Origin of the sequence: Algoriphagus aestuariicola, assembly GCF_017254835.1 — a bacterium.
GTDB lineage: Bacteria > Bacteroidota > Bacteroidia > Cytophagales > Cyclobacteriaceae > Algoriphagus > Algoriphagus aestuariicola.
Map to the genome: position 1 here is coordinate 87,637 of NZ_JAFKCW010000005.1, position 19,742 is coordinate 107,378.

12 protein-coding genes are annotated in these 19,742 nt (G+C 50.2%); 7 read left to right on the plus strand and 5 right to left on the minus strand.

The window, feature by feature from the left end; all coding sequences use genetic code 11:
- The first annotated feature begins 84 nt into the window (after positions 1-84).
- The 3 genes from J0A67_RS19685 to J0A67_RS19695 all read left to right on the plus strand — a co-directional run bounded on the left by J0A67_RS19685 (position 85) and on the right by J0A67_RS19695 (position 5,365).
- The gene (locus J0A67_RS19685) at positions 85-2,760 is read left to right on the plus strand and encodes a TonB-dependent receptor (RefSeq protein WP_206571105.1); all 2,676 of its coding nucleotides are present in this window, start codon (positions 85-87) and stop codon (positions 2,758-2,760) included.
- A gap of 236 nt (positions 2,761-2,996) precedes the next feature.
- Positions 2,997-4,331 (plus strand): purple acid phosphatase family protein, encoded by a 1,335-nt coding sequence (locus J0A67_RS19690; RefSeq protein WP_206571106.1) that lies wholly within the window; start codon positions 2,997-2,999, stop codon positions 4,329-4,331.
- 194 nt (positions 4,332-4,525) lie between these two features.
- Entirely contained in the window at positions 4,526-5,365 is an 840-nt protein-coding gene (locus J0A67_RS19695) for a glycerophosphodiester phosphodiesterase family protein (RefSeq protein WP_317195071.1), read from the plus strand.
- 320 nt (positions 5,366-5,685) lie between these two features.
- Here the strand turns inward: J0A67_RS19695 and J0A67_RS19700 are convergent, their stop codons facing one another.
- Entirely contained in the window at positions 5,686-6,273 is a 588-nt protein-coding gene (locus J0A67_RS19700) for a YceI family protein (protein WP_206571107.1), read from the minus strand.
- 326 nt (positions 6,274-6,599) lie between these two features.
- Between J0A67_RS19700 and J0A67_RS19705 the strand changes: the two genes are divergently transcribed.
- The gene (locus tag J0A67_RS19705; protein ID WP_206571108.1) at positions 6,600-7,373 is read left to right on the plus strand and encodes a hypothetical protein; all 774 of its coding nucleotides are present in this window, start codon (positions 6,600-6,602) and stop codon (positions 7,371-7,373) included.
- Position 7,374: 1 nt separating this feature from the next.
- On the opposite strand, the gene J0A67_RS19710 is transcribed toward J0A67_RS19705, so the two are convergent.
- The 4 genes from J0A67_RS19710 to J0A67_RS19725 form a co-directional block, all read right to left on the minus strand.
- On the minus strand, positions 7,375-8,805 hold the full coding sequence (locus tag J0A67_RS19710) for a DUF1501 domain-containing protein (protein WP_206571109.1): 1,431 nt from the start codon (positions 8,803-8,805) through the stop codon (positions 7,375-7,377).
- 2 nt (positions 8,806-8,807) lie between these two features.
- Entirely contained in the window at positions 8,808-11,282 is a 2,475-nt protein-coding gene (locus tag J0A67_RS19715) for a DUF1549 domain-containing protein (RefSeq protein ID WP_438839596.1), read from the minus strand.
- Positions 11,283-11,475: 193 nt separating this feature from the next.
- Positions 11,476-13,653 carry an alpha-galactosidase gene (locus J0A67_RS19720; protein WP_241265271.1) on the minus strand — a complete coding sequence of 726 codons (2,178 nt, stop codon included), beginning with the start codon at positions 13,651-13,653 and terminating at the stop codon, positions 11,476-11,478.
- 156 nt (positions 13,654-13,809) lie between these two features.
- Complete coding sequence (locus J0A67_RS19725) at positions 13,810-16,614, minus strand: PQQ-dependent sugar dehydrogenase (RefSeq protein WP_206571110.1); 2,805 nt, start codon at positions 16,612-16,614, stop codon at positions 13,810-13,812.
- Positions 16,615-16,874: 260 nt separating this feature from the next.
- Between J0A67_RS19725 and J0A67_RS19730 the strand changes: the two genes are divergently transcribed.
- The 3 genes from J0A67_RS19730 to J0A67_RS19740 all read left to right on the plus strand — a co-directional run bounded on the left by J0A67_RS19730 (position 16,875) and on the right by J0A67_RS19740 (position 19,691).
- Positions 16,875-18,236 (plus strand): M20/M25/M40 family metallo-hydrolase, encoded by a 1,362-nt coding sequence (locus J0A67_RS19730; RefSeq protein WP_206571111.1) that lies wholly within the window; start codon positions 16,875-16,877, stop codon positions 18,234-18,236.
- A gap of 184 nt (positions 18,237-18,420) precedes the next feature.
- The gene (locus tag J0A67_RS19735; RefSeq protein ID WP_206571112.1) at positions 18,421-19,203 is read left to right on the plus strand and encodes a threonine/serine exporter family protein; all 783 of its coding nucleotides are present in this window, start codon (positions 18,421-18,423) and stop codon (positions 19,201-19,203) included.
- A complete protein-coding gene (locus J0A67_RS19740; RefSeq protein ID WP_206571113.1) occupies positions 19,203-19,691 on the plus strand; it encodes a threonine/serine exporter family protein in 489 nt (162 codons plus the stop codon). The genes J0A67_RS19735 and J0A67_RS19740 overlap by 1 nt, the downstream gene beginning before the upstream one ends.
- The last annotated feature ends 51 nt before the right edge of the window (positions 19,692-19,742 follow it).

Genomic DNA, 19,742 nt, shown 5'->3' on the forward strand with positions numbered 1-19,742 from the left:
AAAGTCGTCTGAGCATCCCACATCGCTATCGGGAGCGACACGACTATTTCTGCTTTCCGACTTCATAATTCTCACTTGTCGATTATGCCTTTTATCTACCGCTCCATTTTCTGCCTTGGGTTTTTCTTGGTTTCCTTTCATTCTTTTTCCCAAACCAGACCTCTCGTCGGTCAGGTGCTGGACAGCCTCAACCGTCCCATTCCCTACGCCAATGTGGTGGCTATCAACCAAAGCACCCAGAAGATCGGCGGCTTTGGGATCACCAATGAAGAGGGAAGGTTTAAAGTCACTCTGGTTCTCGGCTCCCAATACCTATTGCGAGTTTCCTTTGTCGGATATAGGCAATTTGAACGATTGGTTTCCGAATGGGATCCCGAAGTCCAGATGCAGGTCGTGCTGGAGCAAAGCGATACCGAGTTGGGTCTGGTGGAGGTCGTGTCCGAGATGCCCGTCACGATGAACGGAGACACACTTACTTACAAGACCGACGCTTTCACCACCGGCACCGAACGTAAGCTGGGTGATGTGCTGGAGAAGCTTCCAGGCTTTGAAGTCGATGATAACGGCGAGGTCAAAGTCCAAGGCAAAAAGGTGGACAAAGTCATGGTCGACGGCAAGGCGTTTTTCGATGGAGACACCAAGCTTGCGACAAAAAATCTCCCCGCAAATGCTGTGGACAGAGTGCAGGTCTTGAAAAATTTTAACGAAATCGCACCTGTTCGGGGGCTGGACAACGACGAGACTTTGGCCTTGAACATCCAACTGAAGGATGGGAAAAAGAACATGGTCTTTGGCGACCTGACCGCCGGTGGAGGGCTGGAGGAGCGCTACCTTGGCCATGCCAATGTTTTTTATTATGCGCCAAAACTAAATCTGAACCTGATTGCGGGTTCAAACAACGTGGGCGAACAGACTTTTACACTCCAGGATTATTTCCGCTTTAGCGGCGGAATGGCTGGGTTGAGCTCCCGTACTGGTTCTCGGGTCAGCATCAGTTCGGATGATCTCGGTATTCCCATGGCTAGCCGCGACAACGCTGCCTCGCTGGAGACACATCTGGGCGCACTGAACTTCAACTATACGCCGAGCAAGAAGTGGCGGCACTCGGGATTCGCGATCGGGTCGGCTTCGGACAACAAGCTGGGAAGCTCCTCCTATCGTACCTATTTGAACTCGGGGGAAAACAACGAGGAATTGCTCACGACCGCCAGTCAGGTCGAAAACAAGTCGGGCCTTTTCAAGTACGGTTTGACCTTCACGCCAAAGGAGGAAACTTACGTCAAGTACAGCTTTTTTGGGAAGATTTCCGATATCGCCAACAGCAATGTCCAGAACTCCAACTTCGGCCAAGTCGAGCAAAACTTGGCTACAAGACAGACTCGAACGCCCTACAGCTTGCAGCAAAAAATCGAATGGTACCACGCACCCAGCGAAAAACGGGTTTTTTCCATGGAAGCCAATTGGGAGAGAAAATTCCAGGATCCGCTCTATGACCTAACGACTAACCGCAAGCCCTTCGGTGATTTTCTTCCAGTCATGGACCAGGAAACCTATCGCTTCCTCCAAAATCAAGAAATCCATACCCAGACCATCGAGGGAGCCTTCAACTATTACCATATCCTCAATGCAACGAACCATCTGAACTGGTCCCTAGGCTACCAAAATATCTCCCAAAGCCTTCTCGGAAGCATGAGGCAGGCGGAGGCGGCAGAAGGGTTTGAGACCTTTGCCAACGACAGTGAGTTTGATATACAGGATGTGTACCTGGGAATGACCTACAAGACCAAGTGGAAAAAGGTCATCCTGAGCCCCTCACTTTACCTCCATCGCTATGCTTGGCAGGATGAGCAACAAGGGAGTGAATTAGACTACGACAAAGTTCTCCTGCTACCAGGGATGTACGCGAAGTGGGCGATCAAATCCAACCGCTCTCTGACCTACCGCTTCCAGACCGAGGCCAACTTTATGGATATCCAGAATCTAGCGGCAGGCTATGTGTTGCAGGACTACAATGCCGTGTTCCAGGGCAATCGGTTTTTGGAAAATGGGCTCTACTACACCCATTCCTTAAATTTCAATCACTTTGACATGTTCTCGGGATTCAACCTTTTTGGGGATCTAGTCTGGCAGCGAAAACAGAACGAGCTGATCACCAGCACGGAATTCATGGGTATCAACCGCCTACTGACCGTGCTCAATATCGAGCCGACCAACGAGACGGTCAATGGCAATCTGCGTATAGACAAGCGCTTCAACCGCTTCAAGTTTGAACTGGGTGGACGCTGGAATGCCTTTGCGACCAATTTGGTTTTGGATGAAATGCCGAGCCGCAATGAGCAGTTTTCCCAAACCTACGACACGAAGCTGACCACGACGTTTTTTAAGGTTCTGGAGGTGGATTTAGGCTATGCGTTCACTGCCAACAACTACAGCTCGGGAGCGATCCGAAATACCTTCACTACCCACAGCCCCAAGCTGGAGATCGACCTTGATATCTACAAGGGCCTTAAGCTAAATGCTGACTATACCTACAATACCTACCTAAACCAAGCCAGCGGGATTCGCAGCGACTTCGAATTTTTGAACGCCTTTCTAAGCTATCAAGGCAAGTCCAGCCCTTGGGAGGTCCGGCTTTCCGTATGGAATATCCTCGATACCCGCTCCATTCGCCGGGATAGCTTCAGCGAAAACCTGATCAGCACATACGCCTATCTCGTGCAGCCGAGGTATGGGATCTTGTCCGTGAAGTTTGACTTGTAGCTGAAGTCTGAGGTTTTGGCGATTTTCTGGTTTGCCGCATGACTAACTGAATAATAGCATTGGCCAATAATTCCTGACAGCGTCAAAAGCTAAATTCAACAGGTCATCTAGATTTGATTTTTGGACTTGGTTTGTACTTTGGCTAGTCCTTTTTTGGGGAAGAATGGGTACTACCAATGTTGGTTTTCTGATAGGATGGGGTCTAGTGCCCTGTCCTGTTTTCATTTCATGTTTTTATGGCTTACAAAATCAAAATTTCACTGATCCTCGCCTTGGCGCTTATTGGAATTATTCCTTTTCAAAGCGAGGCCCAGATCCCTGACTCCATTCCCGGCAAGATGACATTGGCTGGTGAAAGGCCCGACCGCATCATCCTCCATCCGGGAGAAAACGGCGAGACTTCCGTCGCGGTCAACTGGCGGACTTCCTCGGCGATTGTGGAGTCGTACTTGGAGTTGGCATCAGCCACCCCGGGGCCGGAATTTGAGAAGCAGATCAAGCGATTCGCCGCCAGCACTTCCAAATTTACCACCCAAAAGGAGGACGAACCTATTCTGAACTTCAACAACCACGCTGTCAAAGTCGAACAATTGACTCCGGGAGCGGTGTATATGTACAGGGTTGGCAGGCCAGGACTCTGGAGTGAATGGTTCCAGTTTTCAATGCCCGACACCCAAGGAGAGTTTTCAATTCTTTATTTCGGAGATGCACAAAACAACATCCTTTCACTCTGGAGTAGGGTCTTTCGCGAAGCGCATCTCAAAGCCGGAAGAACCAACGTCATGCTACATGCTGGCGACCTGATCAACCGACACAATTCGGACTTGGAGTGGGGTGAGTGGTTCAAGGCAGGCGCATTTTTACATGCTTCGATCCCGACGGTAATGACACCCGGCAACCACGAGTTTCGTGATGTCAAGATCACCGAGCATTGGAGAGCCCAGTTCAACCTGCCGTCCAATGGCCCGGCAGGCGTAGCCGAACTGGAAGAAACCGCCTACGAGATCAACTATACCGACGTGAAGCTGATCTCTCTGGACACCGAGCAGATCGACGAATCCAATGAGATGCTGGAAATCCAGAAGGCTTGGTTACGCAAGATTTTGACGGAGAATCCCAAGAAATGGACCTTTGTCTTCATCCACTACCCGGTCTATGCCACCAAAGCGGAGCGTACGAATGATAAGTTGTTGGGGGATTTTAGGCCGATCTTTGAGGAGTTTGGAGTAGATATGGTGCTGCAGGGGCACGACCACGCCTATGCCCGAGGCCAAGCCAAAACCATTGCGGGCTCAGACGGATTGGACTACCAAAAGGGCCCAGTCTATGTGGTTTCCGTCGCTGGCCCAAAGATGTATGACGTAAAGGAGCAGGACTGGATGGTGAGGAAGGCTTTTGGTACGCAGCTTTTCCAGACGATCCGAATCAACGGTAACCAACTCGAGTACGACTCCTATATGGCCAATGGAGAGCTGTATGACTCTTTTGTCATGACCAAGAAAAAAGGGGGCAACAAGATCGTCAACAGAATCCCATCCACACCTGAGCGTGACGGGTCAAGAGAGCAATGATTTATCTGGAAATGAATGTAAGGAATGGTGTCAGCAGCGAGCTAGCTGGTCATTTCTGGGCTGGAAGACCGATGCTTCGGCCTCGCGCAGCACAGGCGGCGGGAGACCGAAGGGGTGTCAAACCATTGTCCCGAGTACATTTGAATAGCGTATGGAGACAACCTGCAAAGAAGCGGCATAACAATTTTAAGGAAGTGAAATCACGTATTTCCCTGATTGCTTTTTTCCTGCTGCTGTCCGTAGGCGCAAAAGCCCAGCTGAGCCAAATCAAAGTCCGGATGGATCATCCTGACAGCCTAGTCATTGCTTCGCACCGTGCCGCTCATGAGGTCTATCCTGAAAACAGCCTAAAGTCCATCCAGGAGGCGATACGTCTTGGAGTCGATATCATCGAGATTGACGTGCGGGTTAGCGCAGACGGAGTTCCTTTTTTGCTCCATGACGCAACGGTCAATCGAACTGCCGTGTTCGCGCGGGGACCTTTGGAGACCATGACCTCGGAACAAATCCGTAAGGTGAAACTGAAAAATACAGACGGAAGCGAGTCGGATCAGTTTATTCCTACGCTCAAGGAAGCCTTGGAGCTAGCCAAGGGCAAAGTCTATGTGGATCTGGATCTGAAAACAGAGAAAGTTCAATATCTCGTCCCGATCGTGAAGGAATTGGCGATGGAAGACCAAGTGTTTTTCTTTGATTCGGACTGGGAAGTGCTGGACGAGGTAAGACGGCTGCTACCGGAGGCGCAACTCATGCCTAGGGCTTATTCTTTGGATGATGTGCTTAAGGCGGAAAAGAAGTTCCAGCCTTCGATGATCCATATCGATCCCAGTTTTTATAATGGCAAGACCATGAAATCCTGCCAAAAATTTGGGATGAAGGCCTGGATCAATTCCTTGGGGGATTCCGACCGCAGGCTTTCCGCCAATCCAGATCAGAAGTTTGCTGCGGAACTGGTTGATCCGGGAGCCAGGATGGTTCAGACCGATCTGGTGCCTTTTTGGGTGGAGTACCGTGGGACAGTAAATGGTCAGTGATGGCTTACAGGAAGAAATAATTTAACCACAAAGAGCACGAAGAAAAACTTACCACAGCGCTTCATAGAGGGGTAGGCTTTTGAAGTTCTTGATTGAGTTTTTGAACAAGACTGTAAAAGCCAGTTTTTCTGCTCAAAAAATCTCTGCGAAAACTTGGCGACCTTTGCGCCTCCGCGGTAGAAAATAATTTTAGTGAATTTGGGCATCAAAACTAGAAGGGATTGAGCCCAGCTTTTTGAGAAGCAGGAAAAGCCATAATAGAAAAAACCTGCCGAAAATGAATTCCGGCAGGTTTTTTGGATTCTGATTTTAAGATTTGCTTAGATCGTCGCGACTAGCTTCACTTCCAGCTTGACCTCGTCGTAGATGGCTTTGTCGGCCAAGTTTTCGAAGAAGTTGGAGGATCTGTACTTGATGTCAAATTTGGTGCGGTCAAAAGTGATCTCGCCAGCGGCGGTCAGCTGATTGCCGGATACGGACACTTTCGCAGGAAAGGAGATGGGCTGGGTGATGCCCTTGATAGTGAGATCACCTGAGATGGTGTAGTCGGTGCCGTTTGATGTTTTCGCTTCTTTGATTTGGAAGGTGGAGGTGTTGAATTTTTCCACGGAGAAGAAATCGTCCGACTTCAGGTGGTTGGTAAGGTTGCCTTTGGACTTGGGGTCGGTGAGGTCTTCCACGGTCAGGTTGACCATGTCCATTTCAAAGGAGCCACCGGTGATTTTGCCACTGGCCACGTCGAGCTGGGCATCGGACATGGGTACGAAGCCCCAGTGTTTGCCGGTAACTTTTTCAGCCATCCATTTGACGCTGCTTTCGGTTTTGTTGACTGTCGCTGGTGCAAGAGGCTCAGTAGTAGCGGCGAAAAAAGTGCCGACTGCGAGGATTAGAGTGGTAATCAATTTCATGTTTAAATGGGTTTGGTTTGATTGTTACTGGAATGAGTTTGTCTTTGATTTCGTGTAGGACAGAAAGTTTAACGCAAGTATCCCTGAAGGTTGCCGAATTTTGATCGGTGGCGAATTTCCTGTTTAAGGAGAGGATTAGCCGTCTGACCTGTATTTTTTGCTTGCTTCGGGAAAGCGTCTGGCGGTCAGAGAACAGACAAAACATCGCTGTTTTTTTGGTGGGAAGTACTAATATGAGTTGCCTTATTAGTAAAACTTGACAGCTGGGATCTTAGGATTTGACTGAACTTAGAGATGTTTTTTTTATAATTCTAACCCATTGTCCAATGAAGACACTACTTAATGTGCTCGTCCTTTTGTATGTGGGAACCCGCTTAACGGCCTGCGGTCCGGTTTTGTATTCCAACGTGGGGCAGAACGTGCCCCTCCTCCAGGAGAAGGGTGATCTTGGTGGCCAGATTGCCTATTCGGGAAGCTATGGCGCATGGGATGCTGAGGGCATCGGCATTCAAGGAGCCTATGCGCTTACGGAAAAGGTTGGGATTATCTCCAGCTTTTATTCATTGAACGAGGTCAATGATCCCAATAATGAATGGGAAGGTAACGGCTCCTATTTTGAAGTGGGCTCGGGCCTTTTTGGAGGGAATCCGCAAAAAAAACTGATGTACGAAGGCTATATTGGTTTGGGGATCGGTTCGATAAAAAACCAATCCTTGGTGACTAGCGGAGAATATATCAACGTGAAGTATCTCAAACCCTTTATTCAGCCTAGCGTCGGATTTGCGACCAAGTATTTTGACTTGGCGCTGACTCCAAGAATAGCCTACCTGAATTATACTTCGCGAAACGACTACTGGTTTGACCCTAATAGTGCCCTAAATACTCCCGGTGATTTTTTCGACCAAAACGGCAGCAGGTTGCTTTTTGAACCGGGGATATTGCTAAGGGGTGGGTTTCCTGGAGCCAAATTGGAACTCCAGTACAACTTCTCCTCCATCAAAGAGAAGTCGGAAAACTATTTCGTCAACAACGAAGTTTATATTTCCATTGGAATTCGGTTTTTGATCGCTGAGCGGACTAAAGGGAAGGAAAAGAAGTGATTTAGCCTTTCGCCAATAGATCAAGTTCTGCCTTTCCATGCCCATCCGGAGTGGTGTAGAAGGGACGCTGTTCGATCTCGTAGTTTTTGTCAGCAGGAATTCCCAGTGCATGATAGACCGTCTGGTGTATGTTGTCGATCTTAATCGGGTTTTCGATGGTCTTGCAGGGACGCTCGTCGGCAGTTTTTCCAAAGACGTGCCCACGTTTGATCCCGCCACCAAAGAGCAGCATGGAGCAGCCGTCGGTGAAATGGCGGTGCATGCCATAGTTTTTCATATCGTCGATGATATCCGGCACTTCGACCTGATCCAGTACTTTGAGATCCGGGCGGCCTTCGGTCAGCATATCCCTGCTAAATTCGCTGGCTAAGATGACCAGCGTCCGATCCAGTTTCCCGCTTTGATCCAGATCTCGAATCAATTGCGCGACGGGAGCATCGATCATCTTTTTCATGTCCTTGAGGCGGGTGTGGCCGTTGTCATGCGTATCCCAGCCAAAAAAGGGCTCATACTCTGTCGTCACAGTGATGTAGCGGGCGCCCTGATCGACCAGTCTTTTAGCCAAAAGACAGCCTAGCCCAAACTTCCCGGTGTTGTATTTATCGTAGCTTTCCTGCGGTTCTTGACTGAGGTCAAAAGCTTTCGCTTCAGGGGAGTTGAGCAACATGTAGGCTTGCTCCATGGAGCGTTTGAGGGATTCCTTTTGATAGTCGGAACCAAATTCTCCCATAGGCCCAGCGGAAATCAAGTCTTGGTAGAGTTGATTTCTAGCTTCAAAACGCTTCGAGTCCATCCCTACCGGCGGCCTGACGGCTTCCAATCCCGCCGATGGGTCAGGAATCAGGAACGGCCCATATTCCGACCCTAGGAACCCCGCGCTGTGGAAGGCTTTTAGTTCCTCGCCCTCGCCAACCGTAAATCGTTGTCCAATGTTGATGAATGGCGGAATGACCGGGTTCAATGCCCCTTTTTCTTTCGCTATCCAACTTCCGAGGTGCGGTACTACGACTGACTGAGGCGGCTCGTAGCAGGTATGAAAGTGGTATTGGTGGCGGGTATGGAGGATATGGCCCAAGTCGGCCGCGACGTAGGATCGAATCAAGGTACCCTTGTCCATCACCGAGGCGATGTTTTCCAGCCCTTCGGAAAACTGGATTCCGTCCAGTGCCGTGGGGATGGATGGGAAGGTGCTGAGCACCTCTTTGGATTCCATTCCCTTACGGAAAGGCGTATATCTCTTCGGATCAAAAGTCTCCGTATGCGCCATGCCTCCCGCCATGAAAAGCAGGATCACCGAATCTGCAGTAGAGGGCATCCCTCCCGATCCGCAAGACGACAACAGACCGGCCAATGGAGCGCTCATGCCCATGGTGGCTAGGGCGGCTGCGCTGGTTTTTTTTAGAAAATCCCGTCGGCTCAGTAGGTATTTCATTGCTAATAGATCATTTGGAATTCGGGTAAAAGAAATACTGCCCAGAGGAAATCTTGGACTTCGTTTGGATCTGGAGTCTCCCCAAAGGCTTTTTTGGCTACTGCCAGTTCTTTGTCACTTGGCGCTCGGAGCAATGCCCGGGCATAGAGTTCTTTTGTCAGTTGTTCAGATTCTGGATAGCGATCCACCCAGTTCTTTCCTCCAATTTCAAGGGATTGGTTGAGGCGTTCTCCGTTGCTTAATTCCAAAGCTTGAAGCAAACTGGCTTGGGAGTCTCGGCTAGTGGATACGATCTCACGGTTTGGACGGCCGAGGGAAGTGAGGAAGGCATTGTTGGACACGACTGCCGCTCTGGCAAAGGGAAGGCTAGGTTTGGCTTCCGGGATAAGCTCGTAAGGGCGAAACTTCACCTCCGCCGAATCAAAAAGCGGTGCCGAGAGCTGGCTTACGGCATCAGAAAACTGCTCCGCGGTCAGGCGTCTTCTGACCACTCCTTGGAATTTGAAATTCTCCGCCAAAAGCAATTCGGGTGAAGCAATGGCTATGGACTGACTTTGGTAAATACGCGATGAAGCGATCTGAAAGATGAGCCGCTTGAGGTCGTAGCCGTTTTCGACAAAATCCACGGCCAACCAATCCAGCAAGTCCTGACTCCAAGGTGCGTTGTCCATCTCGTCGGCTGGCTCTACTATGCCGCGGCCCATCAGCTGCTTCCAGATGCGGTTCACGACCGTGCGGTACATGCGTCCGTTGGCTGGCTGTACTAGCTGGTCGGCCAGTTGACGGAGCTTTTCTGCACGGCTTGCCGCGCTATCGATGTTCCCAAGCTCCTCCCAAAGTATCTTTGTTTTGGCCATCTTACCCGTCGGCTGCTCACAGCGGCTAACTTCGAGTGTAGAGTCAGCGAAAATATTGGCGAAAGCATAGGACTGCTCCAGTTTCCAGTCGCTGATAAAGCTGTCGTGGCAGGAGGCGCATTTCAGGTTGAGGCCAAGGATGACTTGTCCCACATTTTGCGCAGCCTGCATTTCCACTTGCTGGGAGGCGTTGACCGTCCCCCTCCAACGTATGCCCTCGATGAAGCCTTTTGATTTTTCAGTGGGGTTGATCAGTTCTTTGACCAGCTGATCATAGGGCTTGTTGTCCCGGATGGAAGTATAGAGCCAGTCTGTAATCGCGAAGCGGCCTTTGGTGATGTACCCTGTACCGGTATAGTCATTTCGGAGGAGGTCATTCCAAAAGGTCAGCCAGTGTTGCGCAAAGTCGTCCTTTCGCTCCAGTAGGTTTTGGAGCCAGATAACCCGTTTCTCGGGATTTGGGTCGCTCTCAAAAGCCCCAAGTTCCTCCGGTGAGGGCAGCAATCCGATGACATCTAGATAGATCCTCCTTAGGTAGGTGCGGTCATCCACCACCTCGCTCCAATCAAGCTCATTTTGCTGAAAATATTGATCCACCCAGCGGTCGATGGGATTCTCCAAACCTGGCTTTGCTGGTGGCAAGTTGGGCTTCCTTGGAGCCAATGCCGCAACCCGATAGATGGATTGCTGGGCAACACCATCCGGCCAAGGAGCTCCTTTTTCAATCCAAAGCGTCAGGAGTTTGATTTCATCCTTGCTGAGCAATTTGCCTTTGGAAGGCATGACGTCGTCATGGTTTTTCCCCAGAGAAATCCTGCGGATTATCTCGCTTTCTCCTGGTTTTCCCGCAACGAGTATGGGCCCATCTTCCCCGCCTGCAAATACAAATTCCTTCTCATCGAGACGGAGCTCTCCCTCGATCTTGGAGCCGGAGTGGCATTTGTAGCAATTGTGCGCGAAAACCGATCTGACATTAGTCGCCAATAGGACTTCCTGATCTGGAGAAAGGTCAGACGTGAATGCGGCAAGATCAATTGTAATGGATTCCGGTGAATCTACATTTTCTTGCCAAGGCAATACCTCCGTTAGAAAATCCTCGCCGTGGGTGAGAGAAGCACCGAAATGTCCCGCCAACCCGACACCGATCCCGGAGACAAAAAGCAGGGTTCTGTAGATCGGGATGGCTTTGGTTTTAGGTTTTCTTTTCCGAAGGAGAAAAAGCAACACCAAACTCAGACCTGCCGACGTGATTCCAATCCACTGATGGATATCCAAGATCTGGCCGGTCACGCCTTCGTTGCTTGCGAGAAGCAATCCGAAAACCGCGGAAATGACAGCGCTGACTGCTCCTGCCAAAGCCAGGATGCGGATGCCCGGACGTAGCGGATGTTTGAAGTTTTTAAAGGTGAAAAGCTCCAGAAATCCCGCGAAGATCAGGAGACTGATCGGGAAATGAACGACCATCGGATGCAGCCTTCCAAACAGCTGCCAGAGCCAAAAGCCGGAATCGGAGTTGCCGTCCTGCGCCAGCAAAGGAAAGCTTCCCAAGAACATGGCGAAGAATGCCGACAGGGCAGGTACTTTGGTAAACAGAAGAGACTTTTGAGATGCTCTCGGCATTTTCAGAAATGGAAAGAGTTGAAAATATAAGTGTTTTGCCCACACTTTCTGTCCTGATACAACCCTTTATGTCCGGGTTTAGGCTATTTCTGACCTATCTTAAATTGAACACGATCAACGGTTAAGCATTGAATTTCCAACAGAAGCTATTTACAAAGTCTTGTGACTTGATTCTTAAATTTAGAGTCTTGCTTTACTCCACTACCAGCCAGGTATAGCCCTTGGCGGGAATTACGACTGCGACGCTTGCCTCATAGGCTCGGTTGAGCGGATAGCTTTTTGGACTTCCTTCCCGCTCTCGGATGCTGGCTTCTTCACTCAGCCCGGTGTAATAGAGCGGAATGGAGATGTCTTTTTTGATTGCCTCCGATGTGGGATTAAAAAGCATGATCAGGCCTTTTTGTTTTCCTACCGGATCCACGTGTATCCAGCCGTCCCAGTCCCTCCCGTCGGCGCGCCGGAGCCGGATGATATCCGCATTAAGAATGTCTCGATATCTCTTGTACCAGTCTATGACTTCGATGACAGTGGCTTTGGTTTCCTCCGTGTCATAGAGTCTTGGCCCTCGGTAGCAGGCCTGGATTCCCGCTCCGTAATATTGCATCATGAGCTGGCGGTAGTCGTCCAAGTGATCCTTGAGCGGTTCCAGTACCGCGTCTGCTCCACCGCCGTGATAGGCAGTCAGAGGCACAAAACCCCAACCCATCGAAGGTGTCTTTTCCCAGGTTGCATCGTAGATGTTTTGACGGTTTAGGATTTTCTGACGTTCTCTCGGTAAGGCGAAATTCACCTCGCGGTATCCCATGGCGATCTTGTGCGTCCCATCCAAGAAGTACCAGTCCGGTGCATTAATGTAGATTCCCTTGCCGTTCATCCATTGGTAAAGGCCTTTTTGGAGATTGATCTGAGTCCACTGAGAATCTTGCAAACCTTTGTGGCCGGGATGGGAAGTAGAAGCGCAGACGTCTCCGGGGTATGGACCGTCATTTTCGAAGATGTCAAAGCCTGTTTCGGTGTAGAACTTTTTAAGTTTGCTGAGGTAGTCGAGCCCCCATTGGCTACCCATGCAGGGTGCATTTCCGAAAAATGCTCCACCTGGTTTTCCCGTGACAGGACTGATCACATCCGTCTCAGGACCGATACTTCGGGAGGAAAAGAGCGAATAGCCGCCAATTTTGATCCCCCTCTCGTGTGCATAATCCGCCAGTGATTTCCATCGGGCGATATTTTCGGGGGACTCGTCCTCCATGTTGATGTGGCTACCGAAACTCAATATCAGCGCCTCGTAACCCGTCGCGACACATTGATCAATGGCAGTTTTTACCTGTTCGTCGTTTTTGCTGACGAGATGCATGAAGATCGGGTTTTGCATCGCCCAAGGGGTCAGCGCCCGGTACATTTTCCGGCGGGCAAGGCCGTTTCGCTCGCGGTCGTAGCTGTCCAGCACGAGCTCATAGCTACGTATGGATCGGAAGCTTCCATTTGGTGCAAGGTCGATTCCGATCCCTTTTTCCGGGTAGACTTCCAGCGTGCTCGGAGTTTGGTAGTTATAATTCACTTGGGAGGTGTAGGAGGAGTCCTGTTTCCAGTGGCTGGCTTGGTTGCTGAGCTCCGCATTCATGGAGTTGTTAAAGGCAAAATCACTTTCCACGTATAATTGATGAGGTTTTTTCATCTGTTCGGCGCTGCCTACTACCGCGGATTCCTCCTCCACGGTGCCGAGGATTTCGTGGACGACCTGATTGATATGCACGGAATTCGGCCCCTTGTTTTCCAGCGTTAGGTATTTTCCGATTAGCGGGAGATCGTCGTAGATTTCGTAGTGGACGCTCAGGTTTAGACCAGGAAATTTGGGATGGCTATAAGAGAAAGACACTTTTTTCCCTTTGCCGCCTTTTTCTTGACTCGTCCAAAACTGGCTTTTGGATGGAAAAAGAGGAGCGATCTCAGAGACTTGGTAGCCTTGGTATTGAAAATTGTGGTCGGAAGAGCTGATTTGGGAAAGCCACTCTTTTTTGAAAAATCCCCGTTCTTTCAGATCCAAAGTCCCACCGACCTGATATTCGACTCCATCCAAAATGACCCTTGCTTCTGGCATGACCGTGCGGAGAAGCTGCTCTCCAGAAACCAGATTGGCGAAATCGAAGCAAACAAGATTTGGGGTGAGATAAAAGCTGCGTCGGATCAGCCCGTTGGTCAGCTGGATTTCTTTTGGGGAAACTTCCACGACTTGGGCCGACCTGGGCTTCCCGTCCACCAGCCAATCGCCAGCTTCAGTTTGCGCCAGCACCACGTGCGAAAACAGCATGGCTAGAAGAAAAAGAAAAGAATTGATGCTGCGGCAGATCCTAAACGCTGGAAAATTAAACATGGGCAAATTCGGTTTTTGGCTAAAATTCGCCTGAAAATAAACCATCGTCCTAACTTTCCCATCCCGAGTAGCGAGAATTGGTGCTTTTGCCCCAAAAAAAAAACAGCCCTGAATGAAAGTGATACAGGGCTGTTTACGGGTATTGGCGGGTGAGATTTACTGATCCGCTTTGTTTTTAAACTCAATTTCAATCAAGCTCATCAGTACCTCTTCTCCTTTGGCATTGGGGTTTTTGAAAATAAGGTAAATATCCTGAAATCCGCTAATCTGCTTGATCGGAGTTTTGGCCCGTGGAGCCACCTGTCTTCTCCAGTCCAGCATGTTTACGCCTTGGGGTGGACGGAAACCCATTTCCACTCTTCCGATAGTTTGGGATTGGCCCAGCAGCTCTCCAGTCGGTGAGTCTAGCCGTATTTCCACCGAGCCACCGATACCTCCGTTTCTGGCGCTGATGCCAGCTATCACGTCGATCTGCTCGATGCCTGTCATATCGATATCCTCAAAGGCAATATGGGAATTGTCGCCGATCATTAGGAAGCTGACACTAGGCGTGGTGAGCAGTTGTACTCCTTTTCTTTCCACGGAAAGTTGGGGGTCGAGGAAGGGATTTCTCAGCGCGATATAATCCACGCCAGACAGTGAGCCGATGGCTCCGGCACCTTTATCAGCATAGGATGCCCTCAGCAGGAAGCTGCCTTGGCCGTTTTCTCCTTCGGGTACGACGGCATTCGCTTTTCCCGTCAATGGGAGTGAGGAGATATTTGCCTGGGTATCGTCCATGGACAAAATGTAGTCCACCATCCTTCTGACATCTGCTTGGGGAATAGAAGGGTGCGCGGCCATGCCATGCTCGCCCCAGACACCGGCACCACCGTTGATGATTTTGTCAATGAGGTATTTGGTGTTCTCCTCTGAGTTCGGATACTTCTCCGCTACCGCCTGGTAACTCGGGCCAATGGATTTTTCGCTGTACTGGTGACAAGACTTGCAGTCACTTGCCTCGATGAGGTTTTTGCCCAAGTTTAGAATGGCCGCATTTTCCACGCCGCTTTGCTTGGAAGCAATCTCGATGGGGTCAAAGCCTGCCGGCACATAGTCAAAAGTCACGGCAACTTCTTCGGCCTTGATCTTGCCTTCGGCCGTACTGCCGTCTTCCTTATCACTCACGCTGATGGAGTAGGGTAGCTCTTTGTCCCCAAACCAAAAGGATTTATTCTCGCCTCCAAAGTCAATCATCACGGAAGGAGGCTCATTTCCTGCGACAATTTCCATGGAGCTGCTGTTGGTCTCGCCTTTGGTGTCGGTCACGGTCAGCACGACTTGATAGGTTCCGGGATCGTTGAATGTAAAACTTGGATTGGCTTCTGTCAGCGTTTGGTCAAAATCCGCTCCATTGCTGATTTTCCAGGAATAAGCCAGTTTTCCTTGATCGTAGTCGTCGTAGTCGGTGGTTCCTCCTGCGCTGAAGGCGACGGTCAGCGGAACCGAACCGGAGAGTTTATCCGCGCTTGCAGTCACGTTAGGTTTACGGTTGCCTTTGTTGTACTCGATCTTGATCAGGCGGGAATTGGCGTTGCCTCTAAACCAGGCCGAGCCATATTCAAGAATATACAGCGCTCCGTCAGGGCCAAAGTCCATGTCGATGGCCGAGCTGAAGGTTTCATTGGGCAGCACTCGCTCCATGCTTTGATAGTCACCATTTTCATCCATGCTGACTGCAAAAATCCAGCCCCGCATAAAGTCCACGATCAGCCATTTGCCCTCATAGTAGGCTGGAAAGCGAAATGGCGCGTCGTTCTTGAAATCAGCCTTACGGAAAACAGGTCCGCCGGTCGCACTTCGTCCCGAGCTTCCCAATTGCGGGAACACTTCGGAAGGCCCATAAGGATAGTAAATCATCGCGGGTACGACTGGAGTGGGAAGGTCTTTCAAGCCGGTGTTGTTGACCGACTCGTTGACGGGCTTATTGACATCATAGGGAGCTCCATAGGAACTGTCGGCGTGGTTGTGCCGGTTGTAAGGGAAATTGTCCCCGATGAAATAAGGCCAGCCAAAAAAGCCAGGGCCCTTCGCTTGGTTGAACTCATCGTAGCCCTTTGGACCCCAAATGGAGTCCACGGAAGCATCCGGACCAACCTCTCCCCAGTAGAGATAGCCCGTTTTGCTGTCCAAAGTCGGCCTCCAAGGATTACGATGACCCATGGTGTAGATCTCTGGTCTGGTTTTCTCAGTGCCTTCAGGGAAGAGGTTCCCCTTTGGTATCGTGTAGCTTCCGTCATCTTCGGGGTGGATACGTAGGATTTTTCCTCTCAAGTCGTTGGTGTTTCCAGGCGCACGTTGATCGTCGGAGTTTTCCATTCCCGGTCTTTCGTCCAGATTGGAAGAGCCTTCGCGCGGATTGACGGTGTTGTTGCCCACGGTCAGGTAGAGATTTCCCTCCGCGTCAAAGACCATCCCGCCTCCGGTGTGGCAGCATTCCTGACGCTGGGTGGGCACTTCAAGTATGATTTTTTTGGATGCTTCTACGAGTTCATTTCCTCGAAGCTCCCATCTTGCCAAGACGTGTTTTGTGTCTGTGGGATCTGCATAGTACATGTAGATCCAGTTGTTTTTCTCAAAATCCGGATGGGCGATCACACCCATGAGGCCTTCTTCCGCCTCGCGTACTACGCCTTGCTTGTTGGTGTATTTGGTGTTGACCTGAATAGTGGCCACCAATGTCACCTCGCGGGTTGTCTCGTCAAGGATTTTGACACCGCCTTTTCGCTCCACGAAGAGGATCTTTCCTCCGGGGAGAAAGGTCATCTCCATGGGTTCGTCCATGCCTTCAGCCAAGACAACTTTGGTAAATCGGTTGTCTTCGGGCTTGATGCTGGGGTCTTCCTCGGGCTCGGACTTACAGGCCAACAGGCTCAATAGTGCCAGCGCTACCAGCGAATTTTTGCGTAAAAGTTGGGTCATAGGGATGGTTATTGTAGGGTTAGGCTAGATGCGGAAAATCTATTGTCTCAATTTTAGTCAATTGATTGTCAATTCCAAAAAATATTTCTGGGCGGTAAATTGGGAGGATAAGTGTGGGCCTACTCTGTGAAGAAGGATTGCTGATTGGTTTGTGCCCAGGGGGAGATAAAAATAGTTTAAGAAGCTTTCAACCTGCCAATTATCAAAAAAACCGGAAACCAGTTTTTCCTTTTTATATCTTTTGGTTGAAGTCTTTAACCATGAGAAAACTATTGTTCCTCCTATTCCTTTTGCCGGGTATCTCTATTGCCCAAGACCACGAAAGCAACATCCGAAAAATCTACGATGCGGAACTTTCGGCAGGCCATACTTATAACAATCTCCGCTATCTCTGCAAGGAAATCGGCAATCGCCTAGCCGGATCGCCAGGTGCCGCCGCTGCAGTGGAGTGGACTAGACAACTGATGGAAAGTTATGGTTTCGACACGGTATACCTGCAGCCGGTGATGGTGCCACATTGGGTAAGGGGTGGAAAAGATATTGTCCGAATCACCAATTCTGAAAAACACGGTTCGGTGGAGTTGAGCGCTTTGGCTCTCGGAAATACTCAGGGAACCGGTCCCTCAGGTCTTGTGGGGGAAGTAGTGGAGGTGAAAAGCATTCCCGAGCTCAAGGAACTTGGAGAAAAAGTCCGTGGCAAGATTGTCTTTTTCAACGGGCCGATGGATCCCACAAAGGTGGATGCTTTTGAAGCTTACGGTGGAGCAAATGCCCAGCGGAGCATTGGGGCGGCAGAGGCGAGTAAGTTAGGGGCGATCGGAAGTATAGTCCGCTCTCTCAGCAATACGATCAATGACATTCCCCACACAGGCAGTCAGCGCTATAACCCAGATTTTCCGAAAATCCCTGCTTTGGCGATCAGTACTCAGGACGCCGAACTGCTCAGCACCTTACTTTCCGAGCAGCCTGACTTGAGAATTTACTTGGAGTCGCACGGAGAAATGAAGGCAGACAAGCTTTCCTACAATGTAGTCGGAGAAATTAGGGGATCTGAAAAGCCCGAAGAAATCATCGCCGTGGGAGGCCATCTCGATTCCTGGGATGTGGGAGAAGGTGCGCATGACGACGGTGCGGGATGTATGCAGGGGATTGAAGTGCTGAGATTGTACAAGGAATTTGGCTGGAAACCCAAGCGGACGATCCGGGCCGTGATGTGGATGAATGAAGAAAACGGGCTTCGAGGCGGGCAGGAATATGCGAAAATCGCAAAAGAAAAAGGCGAAAAGCATATTGCGGCAATTGAGTCAGATTCGGGTGGGTTTCTACCGATTGGATTTTCCTCCACAGGCACAGAAGAGCAGCGGGCAAAGCTGATGAGTTGGACTCCGCTTTTTAAACCCTACCAGGTTTGGAATTTGGAGAAGGCGGGAGGTGGAGCGGATATCGGGCCACTCCGGGATCAAGGTCCTCTTTTGATTGGATTGGAGCCGGATTCACAAAAATACTTTCTTTATCACCACACCGAAGCGGATGTATTTGAAGCGGTCGATCAGAGGGAGCTGGAGCTCGGTGCCGCAGCCATGACTGCCTTGGTTTATTTGCTGGAGCAGGAGGGGATCTAATTTTGCCAGGCGGAATTGAAAATTTCCAAACTTGCCTGACGGCTGATTGGCAGACTTCTATTCTTTTCCCGAGTCGGGTAGCTGCCCAGCTTGATATTTCCAGCCGCTAAGTCTTGTGTACTTTGGTTTTTGGGAATGGGAAACGTATTATCTTAAGCTTCGAATCACGCTGTTTTTTTTAGCTATGTCCACCCCCGATAGACCCCATGATCCGCTTTTGCTCGGCAAGCTGCTGCTCAACGTGGGCATGAGCATGCTGCACGCGGGAGCTCCTACCCGCCGGGTAAACCTTGTACTGAACCGGATTTCCGGCTCCTATGGCTACAGAATCTACGCTGACTTGGGAACCAGGCATCTATCGGTAAGCATTCGCGATGGAGAGGGTACCAATGTCTTTTCCGGGGGAAGGAGCAAACCGACCTTGCCAGGGGTGAATTTTCGGGTTGTCTCCGAGATCAGCAACATGAGTCTCGCGCTGGAAGAAAAGCAAAAACCGCTGGCCGAGGCGAGGGAGCAGTTGCTCAAGATCCAAGCCCAGCCCCACTATTCCCGCTGGCTGGTCCTTTTGGTGGTGAGCTTGGCGGGATCGGCATTTTGCTACACCTTCGGTGGAAATGTACCCGAGATGGGGAGTGCTTTTTTCGCTACTTTCTGCGGGCTTTTTTTCAAGCAAGAGTTGCTCAAGAAAGGCACGAATACCTACGTGATTACTTTCCTCAGTGCCGTGATGTCGGCCTTGGCGATCGTGTTCTGCTGGAAAATAGGCGTCATTAGCGAACTGGGACATGCCTTCGCTACCAGTGTCCTCTATCTCATTCCCGGGATCCCCTTGATCATCGCTTTTGTGGACCTGCTGGATGGCTACATATTGAACGGGCTGGACCGAGGAGTCAATGCGTTGATCCATGCTTTTGCCATTGCCGCAGGATTGTCATTGATCCTTCATGTATTTAACATTCCGTTTTGATGGAGCTGCTCGAGGTCGTTTTCAAGGGATTTTGGTGTAGCCTGGCTGGTTTCGGTTTTGGCGTACTTTTCAATGCTCCGCGAAAAAGCCTGTGGATGATCCTATTGGTTGGGTTTTTGGGAGGATTAGCCAAGTTTGGTCTGATGCTGCCTCAGGTCGAAGGGGGTGTGATACTTGCGACGTTCGCGGCGTCCTTACTGGTGGGCTTTACGGGAGTCATTCTTGGCAACCGAAAAAAAATGATCCCGATGATGATCACCATTCCTTCCGTGATCCCTTTGGTTCCGGGTGTTTTTGCGTATCGGACGATGTTGGGTCTGATGCAGCTCGCGACAAGACCGGACGAACACTACGGGGAGATCGTCAATCAGGCGATATACAACGGCGCCATGACGCTTTTTGTTTTGCTGGCGATCTCGATTGGGGTGTCGATTCCCTTGGTGATTTTCAGATTGGAGTTTTTGGGAAAGACTGATAAAGTGTCTTGAGGGATGGCCGAAGAGGATATTCGACAATAATCTTATCCCGGTGGGTGCTGT